The 13,918-nt window shown below is 67.7% G+C and carries 10 protein-coding genes and 1 pseudogene; 2 read left to right on the plus strand and 9 right to left on the minus strand.

Translation table 11 applies throughout. The annotated features are described in order from the left end of the window. Nucleotides 1-6: 6 nt before the first annotated feature. From RCR19_RS01745 to RCR19_RS01760, 4 genes are read right to left on the minus strand one after another with little or no spacing between them, the layout of a single operon-like run. Nucleotides 7-3,180 (minus strand): alpha-mannosidase, encoded by a 3,174-nt coding sequence (locus RCR19_RS01745; protein ID WP_331263397.1) that lies wholly within the window; start codon nucleotides 3,178-3,180, stop codon nucleotides 7-9. Nucleotides 3,181-3,213: 33 nt separating this feature from the next. Next, complete coding sequence (locus RCR19_RS01750; RefSeq protein ID WP_331263398.1) at nucleotides 3,214-4,026, minus strand: carbohydrate ABC transporter permease; 813 nt, start codon at nucleotides 4,024-4,026, stop codon at nucleotides 3,214-3,216. A gap of 29 nt (nucleotides 4,027-4,055) precedes the next feature. Next, the gene (locus RCR19_RS01755) at nucleotides 4,056-5,048 is read right to left on the minus strand and encodes a sugar ABC transporter permease (protein WP_331263399.1); all 993 of its coding nucleotides are present in this window, start codon (nucleotides 5,046-5,048) and stop codon (nucleotides 4,056-4,058) included. An 8-nt stretch (nucleotides 5,049-5,056) separates the two neighbouring features. Next, nucleotides 5,057-6,397: an extracellular solute-binding protein gene (locus tag RCR19_RS01760; protein WP_331263400.1), complete on the minus strand. Its 1,341-nt coding sequence runs from the start codon at nucleotides 6,395-6,397 to the stop codon at nucleotides 5,057-5,059. Nucleotides 6,398-6,819: 422 nt separating this feature from the next. Here RCR19_RS01760 and RCR19_RS01765 point away from each other — a divergent pair, with 422 nt between their 5' ends. Beyond that, nucleotides 6,820-7,833 (plus strand): alpha/beta hydrolase, encoded by a 1,014-nt coding sequence (locus RCR19_RS01765; protein ID WP_331263401.1) that lies wholly within the window; start codon nucleotides 6,820-6,822, stop codon nucleotides 7,831-7,833. Nucleotides 7,834-8,162: 329 nt separating this feature from the next. On the opposite strand, the gene RCR19_RS01770 is transcribed toward RCR19_RS01765, so the two are convergent. The 4 genes from RCR19_RS01770 to RCR19_RS01785 all read right to left on the minus strand — a co-directional run bounded on the left by RCR19_RS01770 (nucleotide 8,163) and on the right by RCR19_RS01785 (nucleotide 11,661). Further along, nucleotides 8,163-8,471 (minus strand): hypothetical protein, encoded by a 309-nt coding sequence (locus RCR19_RS01770; RefSeq protein WP_331263402.1) that lies wholly within the window; start codon nucleotides 8,469-8,471, stop codon nucleotides 8,163-8,165. A gap of 204 nt (nucleotides 8,472-8,675) precedes the next feature. After that, nucleotides 8,676-9,503, minus strand: coding sequence for a hypothetical protein (locus tag RCR19_RS01775; protein ID WP_331263403.1), 828 nt, complete (start codon nucleotides 9,501-9,503; stop codon nucleotides 8,676-8,678). Nucleotides 9,504-10,274: 771 nt separating this feature from the next. Next, complete coding sequence (locus tag RCR19_RS01780) at nucleotides 10,275-10,496, minus strand: hypothetical protein (RefSeq protein ID WP_331263404.1); 222 nt, start codon at nucleotides 10,494-10,496, stop codon at nucleotides 10,275-10,277. Nucleotides 10,497-10,809: 313 nt separating this feature from the next. Further along, a complete protein-coding gene (locus RCR19_RS01785) occupies nucleotides 10,810-11,661 on the minus strand; it encodes a methyltransferase domain-containing protein (protein ID WP_331263405.1) in 852 nt (283 codons plus the stop codon). A gap of 250 nt (nucleotides 11,662-11,911) precedes the next feature. Here RCR19_RS01785 and RCR19_RS01790 point away from each other — a divergent pair. Further along, nucleotides 11,912-12,085: pseudogene (locus tag RCR19_RS01790) on the plus strand (MafI family immunity protein); the annotation flags it as partial. Nucleotides 12,086-12,482: 397 nt separating this feature from the next. Here the strand turns inward: RCR19_RS01790 and RCR19_RS01795 are convergent. Beyond that, nucleotides 12,483-13,442 (minus strand): SDR family NAD(P)-dependent oxidoreductase, encoded by a 960-nt coding sequence (locus RCR19_RS01795; protein WP_331263406.1) that lies wholly within the window; start codon nucleotides 13,440-13,442, stop codon nucleotides 12,483-12,485. Between the last annotated feature and the right edge of the window lie 476 nt (nucleotides 13,443-13,918).

The following is a 13,918-nucleotide window of genomic DNA, read 5'->3' on the forward strand; positions in this document are numbered from 1 at the left end:
GCTGATTCAGTGGCGCTCGAGGAGTACCGCTGCCGTGCCCAGTGCGGGGATGTCCAGCGTCACCTCGCCGTCGTGCAGGGGAAGCCGGGTGGAGGCGGTACCCAGGTAGTTCGATCGGTGCGCGGCAAGGACCGGGAAGCGGGCCCGCACGGGGCAGGCCACCGGCTCCTCGGCGAAGGACTGCAGCCGCAGCAGCACCCGACCGGGTGCGGGTGTCGTGGCGCCGACCAACCTCACCCGGGGGTCGCCCAGTTCGGCAAAGGCCAGGGAGGTGGATGCAGCCTCCGACTCCGGTCCTCTGGCGCGCACGGCGTGCAGGGGGCGGCTCCAGGCGGCGGCCGTGCTCGGGCCGAGACCGGCGTCCGTGCCGCCGCAGGCGATGCTGTAGCGGAAGGTGAACTCGAAGCCCTGCTCGCTGGGGAAGTTCGTGTCCCAGAGGTTGTTGTGGATCCAGGAGAAGACGGTGGCGGGCTCGTCGTGGCCCATGGTCTTCGGGAACGGGGCGTACGGCAGCGCGATGTTGCCGAACTGAACCAGCGGCGCGTCCTGGCTGGCCCACGCGACGGTGAACTCGTCCTCCCGCAGGGTGATCCAGCGGCGCACGGCGCGCATGTGCAAGGCGGAGCCCGGGACGACCGGGAGGCCGGTGCCGGTGGCACCGCCGGACGCCTCCATGCGCACCGTGGGCGTCCCCAAGGCGAACGGGAAGGCGAAGTAGGCGCTTTCCTTGCCGGTGGTGGCGTCCTTGTCGACGCGATTCTCGATGTCGAGACGGGCGACACCGCGCGGCAGTGTGAGAGTGGTGCGCACCCGGTTGGCGCCCGCGGGACGGGTCTCGTATGTGATCGTCTCGGCCGTGGCGGTCGACCGGCGCGCGATCAGGGCGGCCGGCGGTGCCACGGAGCGGTCGCCCAGGTGCTCCAGGCGGTCGGAGCCGGTGGTGCGGCTGGAGTTGTGGTTGAAGCCGCCTGCGGTGGTGTAGCTGTCGTGGATGTAGGCGTTGAAGCCGGTGACGGCGTCGTCACGGACCAGTTCGCGGCCGGTGGCCTTGTCGGTGACGGAGCCGATGCAGGCGCGGGCGAGGTCCACGCGGACGGCGAGGTGCTCGTTCTCCAGGAGCAGCGGTTCGGCCAGCGCGTAGGCCGCGGCGGCGGTCTCGGCCGGGTCCTCCCGCTCGGTGCCGCCTGTGGGGTTCCAGCCGGTGGCGGCCTTGAGGACGGCCTCTTCGGCCGCGTCGCCGATCGCCTCCTCGGCGATCCGGATGTCGAGGCGGACGGAGCCTGCCGACGGCACGTCGTCCACACGCACCAGCAGGAAGCGGCCGGCGTCCCGGTGGTCGTCGTTGACCTGGGGACGTTCCTCGTGCTGCAGGTGCGCACCGGTACGGGCGTCGTGGACCACGACGGGTTGTTCCAGCGGGACGCTGGACTCGGGCACGAAGATGCGCACGACGTCGGTACGCGCCCAGGAGCAGGTGTTGACGACGTGGTAGGAGGCGGGAACGCCGGCCGGGGAGCCGAGTCGCTGGCCCAGACGCGCGGAGGCGCGGTTCAGCAGTGACTGACCGTCGTCGTGGGCGCGCAGGGCCTGCCCGTACTTCCAGTGCCACTGCTGTTCGCCGGAGTGCCCACCGTGGTCGCCGTGTGTCCAGGGGTCGCCGGCACCCCAGGTGTGCTCGTCGAACAGGGACACCGCCTCGTAGACGCCGGCCGCGTCGCGGCTGTCGTCCTCGGCCCCGGCGGCGCCGAGGACACCCGCGAAGGTGCCGAGGGTCTGGGCGTCGGTGACGACGGACTGGGCTGTTCGGGCCAGGGACAGCGGGTGGGCGCCCGAGCCGACGCCGTCGACCCACCAGTCGGTCCAGTCGCCCTCGAAGGTGCGGATCTCGTCGCCCAGCCGGGACTCGGCATCGGTGAAGAAGTCCTCGTTGCGCGACAGCCTCAGCTGCGGATAGGCCCAGGTCTCGTTCCAGCGGCGCACGGTGTCGGCGATGATCCGGCGTGGCGGCGCGTTGTCGCCGAACTTGCCCTGCACACGCAGGTGCAGCACGTCCCACGGGTAGGGCTCACGCTTGATCTCCTCCTGGTCCATGGCCCAGCCGAAGATGCCGCCTCGATAGGGGTAGGGGTTGGTGGCGAGGGAGGTCAGATAGGACGGCAGGAGATCGTCGACGCTGCCGTAGTCGGTGTCGAAGCCCAGCAGCGGGCCCTCCATGTAGGCCAGGCCGTGCGGGGTGTCGGTGACCCATACCAGCAGGCTGTTGCCACTGGGTGCGCGCCAGCGGAACAGCCGCGGCAGCTTCTCCCCGCCGACGAGGTGCGGTACCGAGCGGCCTGCCCAGTTGTGCGCCACCGACAGGTACTTGACGCCCGCGTCACTGAGCGCGTCGACCAGGCCGACGACCGATCCGGGCACGTCGGTCTGCATGGCCGAGGTGAAGTCGACGCCGTAGCGCTCCCTCACCTCATGGGCCATGCGCAGCAGTTCGTGCAGTTCGTCGGTGGAGCAGGTCTCGGTGTGCAGGTTGAAGGGCATGGCGGTGAGCTCGATCCTGCCCTCGCGCACCCGCCGTACGAACTCCTCGACCTGTTCGGCCGGCCGCGCGTCGGCCCACTGCCGGAAGGACCACAGTGATTCGACACACCACCGGAACTGCGACTCGGGTGCCCAGTCGTCGGTGGCCCGGGTCAGCTCGAGGCAGGAGTCGAGGAAGGACAGGTGCTCGGCCAGCACCCTGCCTTGAGGGTCGGTGTAGCCGATGTCCAGGTGCGAGTGGTGGACGAGGTGGACGGTCCAGTGGCGTTGGGGGGTGAGAGTGACGTCGATTCCGCTGTCCGGGTCGCCTCCGTGCAGGCCCACCGTGACCCGCTGCGCGGTGTCGACGGCGGGCAGCAGCAGGCGGACTGAGCCGTTGGGCCCGGCGATGCGTTCGGCGGGGAGTGCGCTGCCGGACTCGGTGCGCACCGTGAGCTCGTCCGGGAGTCGGGATCCGTTCACCGCTTCCACCCGCAGCGACTGCAGCAGGCCACCGTTCTCGGCGTGGCGCAGCAGTGGTTCGACGGTGAGACGCAGGGCGCTGCCGCCCAGACTGCCTTCGGCGCTCACGACCGAGCCGCGAAGGCTGTCGCGTATCCGGTCGTTGTCCCAGTCGGTCGTACGGACGAGTGCCCGTGTGGTCATGCGGATCTCTCCAGATCGTGCTGAGGGACGGGGCTAACGTGCGGTCGCGGTGATGCCGCGCAGGAACAGGCCGCGGAACACCAGGAAGACGACCAGGGTGGGAAGGGAGACGATGAGCGCGCCGGCCAGGATGACGGGCGGTCCCGAGGATGCGTAGGCGTTGTTGAGGGTCGTCAGAGCGGCCATCACCGGCTGGATGTCGGGGCTGCGGCTGAGCGTGATGCCGAACAGCAGGTCGTTCCAGACGGCGGTGAACTGGAAGATGAACGCGGCCGCCAGGCTGGAACCCATCAACGGCACATGAATGCGCCAGAAGATGCGGCGGAAGGAGGCCCCGTCGAGCATGGCCGCCTCCGTCACCTCGGGCGGCATCGTGGTCATCTGATTGCGGATCAGGAAAAACGCGAACGGGACCGCCCACGCCACGTACACGAGCATGAGGCCGAGCCTGGTGTCGTACAGATTGCCGTCCGCGTACATCCCGAACAGCGGGGCGAGGAACATCTGCAGCGGGAAGAGCGTCCCCGAGTAGATGAGCCAGAACCAGAACACGGGCTTCGGTATGGGCAGCACCACCACGGCGAAGGCGGCCATGGCCGCCACGACCACGGCGGCCGCGCCGCACACCACGGCGTACACCAACGAGCTGAGGAAGCTGTCACCGATGCCCGCGTCGCTCCACGCGGTCGAGAGGTTCTCCCACACCGCGAAGCCCCGCGGGGCCCAGTCGGGCCGGCCCGTATAGGCGGTGACGGGTGTGAGCGCGTTCACCACCAGCAGGTACAGCGGAATGAGCCAGAGCACCACGCAGCCCGCGACGAAGAGGTTTCGGAAGATCCGTCCCATGGGTCGTCACTCCTTTCGAACGCCTGGGGTCAGTTCTTCGCAGCGGACATGTCGGGCATCTGCCGGCGCAGGTACATCCATGAGGAGGCGACGACGATGACGGACAGGACGAGTGCGATGGCGGATCCGTAGCCGACGTGGAAGAGCCGGAAGGCCTCGCGGTACATGGTCAGCGCCAGCGTCTCGGAGGAGCGGGCGGGCCCGCCCTGGGTGAGCACCCAGATCAGGTCGAAGGCCTTGAGGCTGTTGACGATGGCCATCCCGACCACCACCACCGTCACGGATCGCAGTTGCGGCAGGGTGATGTGCCGGAACATCCGCCAGCCGGTCGCCCCGTCGAGTTCGGCCGCCTCGACCGTCTCGCGCGGTATGGCGCGCAGTCCGATGGCGAACAGGACCACGTTGAGACCGGTGGCCTGCCAGGTGCTGGCGACGATCATCGCGATCGTGTTCTGCGGCCACTCCAGCAGCCAGGCGCGCGCGAGTGAGTCCAGCCCGATGCCGTGCAGCACCTCATTGAGCGAACCCTCCGAGGTGAGGATGAACTTCCACACTACGGCGGTCGCGGCGCCCGAGATCGCGTACGGCAGCACAATGAGCAGTTGCGCGAGCCGTCCGAAGCGCATCCGGTGCGTCGCCACGGCGATGGCGAGACCGATGGCAACGGGCAGCAGCAGCGTGCCCGCCACCCACATGACGGTGTTGAGGAGCGACCGGCCGAAGATCGGGTCGTCGGCGAGCCGCGCGTAGTTGTCGAGGCCGGTGTAGTGACTGGTGAAGCCGTTGTCCTCGAAGAAGCTGCCGTAGACGCTGCGGAAGAACGGGTAGACGAGCAGTATTCCGACGAAGAGCAGTGCGGGCAGCGCCCATGGGATGCCGACCAGCGGGTGGCCAAGCCGGTGCCCGGCCCGTATGCCGTCCGCGGCCTGATGAGGGGTGCGCGTGGGGATCCGCCGGCGTATCCGCAGTGGCTTGCCCGCGGCGCCGGGTCCGTCTGTCGCAGCGGGAGTTGCCGTGCTCATGGCGTCCGTCATGACTTCTCCGCCTCCCTCCACACCCTCCACGCGTCGTCGGCCCGGCCCTGCATCGTCCGCAGCACCGAGCGGTACGACGACGGATCGAGCAGAAAGGCCGCCAGATCGTCGACGGTGGCCTCGACCAGTTCCGGCGGTCCCAACTCCCAGAAGCGGTTGAGCATCCGCACCTTCTTCCCCCGCACGGTCGCGGTGATGCCCGCGATCATGACGTTGGCCGGTGCGACGCCGGGGTTGGGGCACCCGTCCTGCAGGGTGTGCGAGAAGGCCTTCATGACCTTCGGGTGCATCCAGGCGCCGGCGGCGCGATGGGCCTCGTGGCGATCGGGGCCCTTGACGGTGCAGACGAGGGCGCTGGATTCGAAGATCATGCTGGGCCGCGCCCGGGTGTTCTGCATCGGCAGCACGAAGGCGTCCAGGCTCTTGCCCGGCTTGCCGCCCGCACCGACGAGGGTGGAGCCGAGCCAGGTGCCGCAGGGCAGCATGCCGACCTTGCCGTGCACGACGGCCGCGGCGGCCATCGTGTGGTCCATGTCCATCGAGGTGAACCAGTCCTTGTCGAAGAAGGACGCGATGGTGCGCATGGCCTGTTCTGCGGGCGGGTCGGTGTAGCGCGCCCGCCCGTTCATGAGGTCTTCGTAGAACTGCGGGTCCTGGCGGCTGAGGATCTCCTGGAACCAGATGAACGAGGGCCAGCGCCCGGCCGCGGTCCCGTGCAGCGGGGTGATGCCGGCGCTCTTCAGACGGGCCGCGGCGGTGAGGAAGTCGTCCCAGGTCTCCGGTTTTCTCAGGCCGTTGGCCCGGAAGACCTCGGGGTTGTAGTAGAAGACCCAGTAAGCCAGGTTCATGGGCAGGGCGTAGACCCGGCCCTTGTATGTGAAGGCGGAGCGCAGCGAGGTGTCGACCCAGCCCTTGCCGGCGGCGCTCTCCCAGTGTCCGGTCATGTCCACGATGCCGCCGGTGCGGGCCAGGTCCTGGAGACGGTAGCCGGACCAGTACTTGAGCATGTCGGGCGTCTTGTCGGTGCGCAGTGAGGACTTGACGACCTGCTCGAACGACTCCAGCGACGGGATGACTTCGGGCACGATCTCAATGCCGTCGACCGAGTGCATCGCCATGCCCGCGGCCTTCAGGGGTTCGGCCCAGGCCGGATTGTCCCCGTGTACGGCGACCTTGCCGGGGGGCTCCGCGGCGGCGCTTCCGCAGGCGGTGACCAGAGTGTCGGTGGCAGTGGCGAAGGCACCAGCCGTGACCGTTCGAAGGACGGTGCGGCGGGTGGGACCGGTAGTGCTCGGGGCGAACTGGGTTGTGTTCATGGGCGGGTGACGGCCTGGCATGGGGCGGCTCCCTCAGGCATGTTCCATGGTGGTGTTATCGTTAACATGCGTTGCGGGGAGCTTGGACGCCAGGGGTGGTGGATGTCAATGGCCCCGACAGCCGGAGTTTTGGAACCGAACCACGAACCGGCGGTGCGGCAGGGGTTCGACCTCACATGGATCTGCGGCAGACCGGCACTTACGACGCCGATCCGACTCACGGTTCCGGCGGTAGTCGGCTCCCCGACGGTCGAGTTGAGGCATCGGACATCTCGATCAGCCGCCCAAGAACGAACACTGGGGGCACCCCCCCCGGACGTCGGCCTCCTGCTTCGTCCTGGTCGACGCGAAGGGAAGACAGCTCTGCCCGCGCCCGGACCCAAGCAATCGGTGTGAAGACCTCGTCATGGACACCCCTGCCCTGGCACACAGGGGGAACTTTGGTGTCGATCGTTGAATCGGGATCGAGCAAGCCCATCATGGTCGTGGAAACCATGACACACATTGCAGAAGTGAATCGTTCTGCGTGCTCAGCAAATTCCGTTGCACACAGGCCCACGAGCGGAGCAATGATGCCCGACATCACACAATCCCGCGAGGAATGGATCGCCGGCGGCAGCCGCCGGCGCCTGCCGGGGTTTCCACATGTCGTGTTCGTGAGGCACGACGGGCCGTCGACCGGCGTCCCCGTGACCCTGCTGCACGGATTCCCCACCTCCTCGCACGACTGGGCAGCCGTCGTCCCGCAACTCGTGGGCGCGGGTTTTCGGGTGACAACGGCGGACTTCGTCGGATTCGGCGAAAGCGACAAGCCCTACCCTCACGCCTATTCGATTCTCGAGCAGGCGGACCTCGTCGAGGCGGTCTGGGAAGTCGACGGACACGACACCAGCGCAGTGGTGGCCCACGACTACGCAGTCTCCGTCGCTCAGGAACTTCTGGCCCGCACCCCTGACAGGGTGACCTGCATGACGTGGCTCAACGGAGGCATCTGGCCGGACCTGCATCACCCGATCCCTGAGCAGAATCTCCTCGCCGGACCTGCCGGAGCGGAACTGGCAGAGCAGATGGACGAGGAGAAGTTCATCTCCTTCATCGATCGCCTCATCGGTGAACGCCCCCTGCCAGGTGCAATGCTGCACGACATGTGGCTCGGAGCACGGGCACGTGACGGATTGAGGGTTCTCCCCGCGCTCCTTCACTACATGGAGGAACGCAGGCGGAGCGCCGCTCGCTGGACGGGCGCAGTACATGATTACGAGGGTCCACAACAGTTCATCTGGGGACCCGAGGATCCCATCAGCGGGGCCCATGTGATTCCACGGATCCGCGAGGCCGTCCCCGAGGCGAGACTTGCCGTCCTCGACCAGGAACCGGCCGTCGGGCACTTTCCCCAGGTCGAATCACCCGAACGCGTCGGCCCCCTGCTCACCGGCTGGATCAGGGAGAATTCCTGAACCGTACGAGCCGGATCGCCGACCGGCCCCGTCTTCGAATTCACCGCGAGCACAAGAGAGCACACTGCACGCGGTGAACTTCGGGCAACACGGCAGCACTTGCCGCAGCTCCTCCGCAACTGCCATGCGCAGTCGAGGATTCACCCTGACCGCTCCTTGATCGGTGCCGGCTCAGCTTGGACTTCAACTTTGAGGGTGAGCTTCGACTTCAGCTCCACAGGTTCGGTCCGGCAGCAACGGTTCGAGCCGCGCCCATCACCCGTCAGTCAACGGAACACATCGATCAACGAGCAGATGACCCGCCGGAATCGTTCCGGCGCGGTTGAATGTCAGGCCGGTTCGAAGCCGTTCCGGATGACACCGTATTCCGTAGTCGTCTCCCAGCACGTGTAACGGCGGCCAAGAAGATCGGGCAGGTCAATCCCCAGTTGCTTCGCCAGGAGGTCGGCACCGGTCTTGGACGTCCGAGAGGCGTCATCGGCAGCTTGGCAGTGAGCGGTGGCGCCGCGCAGTGCGACAACTACGTACTCCACGCGCCTGCCCGCGCTCATCCCCGATTCCTCGTGGTTCTGCTCATGCTCGGCATCCATGACCTGCCCACAGAGCCCACAGCGCAAGTCGTCCTTCGCGGCATCCATGGCAGAATCGTACGGCTTCCTCGAACACGCTTTGCGAGCAGCTGTCTTCGCCCCAAAACACCCAGGCATCGGCTCGCCGGGGTCCCATTGCATCACCATCCGAAAGAAACGCCCCAGGTGCGCTGTTCGGACAGGTCGGTGACGCGGACGGCCTTCACCCCGGTCGACGTGCGTTCTCGGAACCCAAGGGAGCCGAACGCCGGCCTATATGCCGGTCACGAACCACTGCTTCGCCGAGCCGCGTAGATACAGGTGTCGCCCGCGCCCAACAGGGCGCGCGTACTGCTTGATCGGTGCGCCGTCGAGACGGGTGAGCTGCGCTTCTTCGACGGGTATGACTTTGTGCCCATCCATTCGGCAGCGGTGGAGCCGGTCGCTCTGCCGGTTCCCGCCGAGCATCACGATCTCCTCCCCGTGCACGGCCATTCCCCGGGGAGCGACCACGGACGACGTACGGACGCGGATCTGCCCGTTCGTACGGACCTCCAGCAGGGGAAAGGTCGGGTAGTAGCAGGCCCAGGCCACCCCGTCGTCGACGTTCAGGGCATAGACCGTATCGATGTATTCGATGCCGTCGGGAGCCGAGTAGCGCCATTCCTGACGGCCCCCGCTGTCCCAACGCACCAGGCCCGCGGCGCTGATGGGGTCGGCGTAGACACCTTCGTCGAAGCAGGCGCTCCAGACATGATGCCGCCGGTCCGCCATCGCGAACTCGATGGCATCCCCCATCTGGAAGGCGTGTCGGCGTCGACCGTCTCTGCCGTGGATCCGGGCGGTGCGCTCACCTCGGGTTCCGCGTCCGTCCACCAGGATGAACCGCCCGTTGGGCAGCGAGTCCACGTGTCTGACCCACGCGCCGACGTCGTGCAGGGTCCGTTCCTGTATGGTGCCGCGGTCGTCGGTGACGAGAATCGCGTCATAAGAGTCGGTCCGGGGTCTGGGATACGGCCTTCCGTACGGTTGCGGTTCGAGTTCCGCATCGGGGCAGATCAGCCAGAGGGCCCTGCCCCAGGCATCCACCGTGGTCGCCACGACCCTCCGGTGGTCGTACTGCCGAGGCAACAGTGCGTGGGGACGCAGTGCCACCCTTCTCAAAGGATCACCTCACGGGCGAACGAACATGGTGGGAGCCATGTTCACCTGGTTCCACCACACGTCGCCACTGATTTCAGCACCCGCGGCGAAGGTGACAACGCAACTGATTCGAGGACCGCTCGGGCAGATGCGCGGCACCGTCAAACCGTCTCGGTGCTGACGTCAATGTCCGCGCCATGGGCGCGGTCAGGCGGTTCGACGGCTGAGCCGAGACAGGATTGGGTCCCATGGCTGAACGGCGGCTTTGCCGCACTACGACGAGACGGTGCGTGTGGCCACAGCCGGTTCGGGCCAGGTCTCCGACTCGGCGGAGTGAACCTGCTCCAGGATCGGGGTCAGAAGGGTACAGCCAGGCCGCCCTCGCTCAGCCGGAGCAGCGCTCTACTCATGCACTCCGCAGCTGAGCGCCCATCGGCTCTCATCCCTTCCGACAGCGGTCCACCACCAGCCGCAAACGTCCACGCCGGTCGTCCTTCCCGCAGTCGCTCCGCGTCGACCCGAATCATCGCCCCGACACCCTGCTCACCGAGCCATTCCAGAATGAGCAGCGTCGCGTCCTCTACGCCCTGATCCGGATCCGGCTTGGGCCACCGCCCCTTTGCCCTAGTCATGACCAAACCTTACGCAGTGCCGCAGGCTGGTCGGACACAAGCTGCCAAGCGGACAGCCTTCGACAACGAGCGCGGTGGGAGTTCGAGAACCCGTTCCCTACTCGATGGCACTGTGCAGGCCGAAGACGCGAGTGACGCAGGAGTCGAGCAACGCTCCGAACGCCTGGGCGGAACGTATCGGCGGAGCAGGGATCGCTCCTGCGTCGTTGATGCTTGCGATGTGGTCGACGTCGGCCCATCCGCCGCGGTAAAGGACGACTTCAAGCTCGGCCTCCCGCGCACGGCGCACATGGATGCCGATCGAGTCGGGATCACTCACCTTGCGCCTCACCGTTTCGAGGCGCTGCGGCCAAGGAGCCGCTCCATCGCGCCACGTGACGGGCCCCACGGTCAGTCCTGCTGCCTGCCAGGCGGATCGGCGCGAAACGACCACGGCAACAGCCTCGTCGAGGTCTATGACTCGCTCCATGTGACGATGATCGCCTGTCGCGGCGGATATTCGTGATCCCGTCGACGAGGGGACGGTCGGCAGCGAACGGGCACCGGGCCCTGCCTTCCCGATGAGTTGAGGAAGTCAGAGCGCCGGCCGTCTCCACTGCTCGTCCTTCAGCAGGCGCGGGCGCCCGTCGTGGTCACCGGGGTTTGTATGCGGTGGCCAGCACAGAGACGGTCACCCGGTCGGGAAGGGGGCTGCCATCGTCCAACTCTGCGCGGCTCACGTGACGTGCACTCGGCGTCATCCCCACCAGGTTCAGGGCCTCCAGCCCGCCCAGGGCGATAGAGTACTCCACCTGTTCGGTGACGACGACCTCGAAATAGGGGTCCAGAGCGCGATGCAGGCGTTGTTCCTTGGCGGGATCGACGGTGACCATTGCGGGTACCCGACCGTGCAACTCGGCCAGATGCCGCCCGGTAGGTCGGACCACGATCAGTCGGCCGGCCGGGCGGAGCACTCGGTGGAACTCGACCGGATTGCGCGGTGCGAACACGTCCAACACCACGTCGGCCACCCCGTCGGCCAGCGGGAAGGGGCGGAAGACATCCCAGGTGGCGGCAGCGGCTCGTTCATGGGCTCGGGCTGCCGACCGCAGTGCTCGCACCGATGTGTCCAGGCCCAGGCCGCGGGCTTCGGGCAACTGGTCGAGGACGCCGGCCAAGTAGTAGCCCGTACCGCATCCGACGTCCACGACCGTGCCCCGTGCAGGGGACGAGTCGGCCACCAGGCAGGCCACCGTTCGGCGGATGGACGCGTACCGGCCGGTGGCCAGGAAGCGGTTCCGAGCCTGGACCATGGCCGCGTCGTCGCCGCTGGTGGCGCGGGTGCCCGTCAGGAGGCCGGCGTAGCCGTGGCGAGCGATGTTGAAGGTATGACCCGCCCCACAGCGCAGTGCACCGTGGTCGGCATACAGACCGCGTGTGCGGCACGTCGGGCAGCGCAGCAGGTCGAGGAATCGTTCGAGAGCAGGGGGAAGCAACACGGGCACGAGCACTCCTGGCATGGCTGAAGGGAAGGGACCGTGCCTGCGCGCACCGAAGGCGACTGCTGCCTCAGCAAGGATCGGGCAGTGTCAGAAAGGTGGTTCGCACGACAGGCACGCCGAAGAGGGCGACGTCGTCCGACATCGCCCTCAATGCCTTCCGATCACAGGAAGCAGTAGTGCGGGGTGCTCGTGAATGCCACCCCATGAGTTTACGAGCCTCGACAAGGTCCTTCGTGCTGCCGAAACTGATGCCATGACCGTTGATCGCGAGGCACTTCAACCCGGCTGGAACCTGACTCGCGCCCACCTTGACGCAGCCCGGCTCCACCTGGGAGGCCTCCCGGACATCGACCTCGCGGCCGTGCTCGAATTCCTGGAGCACAACGAGCTGGGACTCGCCTTCGATTGTCTCGTCGATCTCGGTGACGACCTCGACCTGCCGCTCGCCTTCTGGCAGCACCTGGACCGAGCGGCCCGGGAGATGCGGCTACAGCGACGCGCCGCAGAAACCCCACCTCACAGCTGCCGACGTCTGCCGCCTCCACCTGACCGCCGCCCCGGAAACGCAATGACCCACCGAACCGGCCGGCGGACCCCGTCCGGGCGGCACCCGGCAGGGTTCAAGTGTGCAGCCGAACCCCCGTTGAGGTGCCGCGGGATCCGTCCGGTGGCCGTTCGGTGGTGGCCCCGCAGTGTGGGCCGAGCCAGTGCGAGCCCCGCAGCCTGGACCGATCCGGTCGGTGGTGACCGACACAACCGACGAGCAACCGCGAGGCCCGGTCATCGGTGTGCCGGCGCGAACCATGTGCGTGGTGGCCAGGGCGTCAGGCGGCCGGGGCGGCGGCCTCGACCATGTCGATGGAGAGCTGCCACAGGCGAGCCGCACTCTGGGGGTCAACGGCGTGGCCGGCCACTCCCCGGCGCACACCCGGCCGGTGCGGACCGGCCTCGTTGCAGTCCTCGAAGTACCGTCCGGTGACACCCTCGACCAGCGGCGAAGCCGCGAGCAGCACCGATGTCGCAGCGCCCTGCTCGATGTTCTTCCAGGACACGTCGGTGCTGGTGGGGTCGAAGGAGGACGGGCTGTTGCCGATGTCCCCGATGTGGCGACCGAGGCGGGTGGTGGTGATGCGGCCGGGGTTGAGGGCGTTCACGCTGATCAGGTCCTGAGCCCAGCGACGGCCGGCCTCGACGGCGAAGAGGACATTCGCGGTCTTGGACTGGCTGTAGGCCGCCCAGGGGTCGTAGGGGTGCTCCTCGAAGTTGATGTCGTCGAAGAGCACATCGCCGTTGACATGGCCGACCGAGCTGACGACGACCACGCGTGCACCGCGGGCCTCCGTCAGGGCGCCGTGCAGGCCGGTCGCGAGGGCGAAGTGGCCGAGGTGGTTCGTGGCGAACTGCAGCTCCCAGCCCTCCTTGGTCCGTTCCGGCGGGCACGCCATCACACCGGCGTTGAGGACCAGGACGTCCAGTGGTCCCTGCCATGCCGCAACGAAGGTGCGCACCGACGCCTGGTCGGCGAGGTCGAGCATCGCGGCGCGCACCGTGCCCGGACCGCTCTCCGGGGCGATCTCCTCGGCCGCCCGTGCGCCCGCGGCCAGGTCACGGACGCCGACGATCACCTCGGCACCCGCAGCGGCCAGCACCCGGGCGGTCTCACGCCCGATGCCGGAGGCTGCTCCGGTGACGAGGGCTCGGCGACCGCTGAGGTCGATTCCGGCCAGCACCTCCTCGGCGGTCGTCTGCGCGCCGAACGGGGTGGTGACAGGGCTGTCCGTCATGTGACTCTCCAGAACTAGGGAAGAGGGGAAGGGGATACCGAGATACCGAGTTGCGCGGCCGGTGGCGCGGGACAGGGCTCGTCGTAGGCCGATATCCGGAACCGGTTCCGGTTCGTCTTAGACATTAAGCGGAACTGGTTCCGGTTGCAAGCGGCGGCTGAAAGTGAGCCGACAGTGAGCATGCGGGCACAGACCGTCGCGCTGCGGACCTGCGGGCATCGCTGACGGGCGCTTCATCGACGACGACCCGCATCGCGCCTTCGACCCGCGACTTCAAGTGCCACCACGCCCCACATCGGCACCGGGATGTGCCGGTATCACACACGGCACACCCACCGTCACGACACCACGCAGGGTGACTTCCGGCTCGGGTCCGTACAGAGTTCGCGTCGGACCGCACAGACGCCGAATAATTGCTTATCACTCGAATACGGCAGATCTTCTCTCGCGCCAACCGGCTCTTCGCGCCGGAGGGA

It is taken from the genome of Streptomyces sp. WAC07094 (assembly GCF_036320405.1).
Lineage (GTDB): Bacteria > Actinomycetota > Actinomycetes > Streptomycetales > Streptomycetaceae > Streptomyces > Streptomyces lannensis.

Bases quoted from the DNA above. Each gene is read 5' to 3' on its own strand.
- RCR19_RS01745 (WP_331263397.1), bottom strand. From the start codon at position 3,180: ATGACCACACGGGCACTCGTCCGTACGACCGACTGGGACAACGACCGG.
- RCR19_RS01750 (WP_331263398.1), bottom strand. From the start codon at position 4,026: ATGGGACGGATCTTCCGAAACCTCTTCGTCGCGGGCTGCGTGGTGCTC.
- RCR19_RS01755 (WP_331263399.1), bottom strand. From the start codon at position 5,048: ATGAGCACGGCAACTCCCGCTGCGACAGACGGACCCGGCGCCGCGGGC.
- RCR19_RS01760 (WP_331263400.1), bottom strand. From the start codon at position 6,397: ATGCCAGGCCGTCACCCGCCCATGAACACAACCCAGTTCGCCCCGAGC.
- RCR19_RS01770 (WP_331263402.1), bottom strand. From the start codon at position 8,471: ATGGATGCCGCGAAGGACGACTTGCGCTGTGGGCTCTGTGGGCAGGTC.
- RCR19_RS01795 (WP_331263406.1), bottom strand. From the start codon at position 13,442: ATGACGGACAGCCCTGTCACCACCCCGTTCGGCGCGCAGACGACCGCC.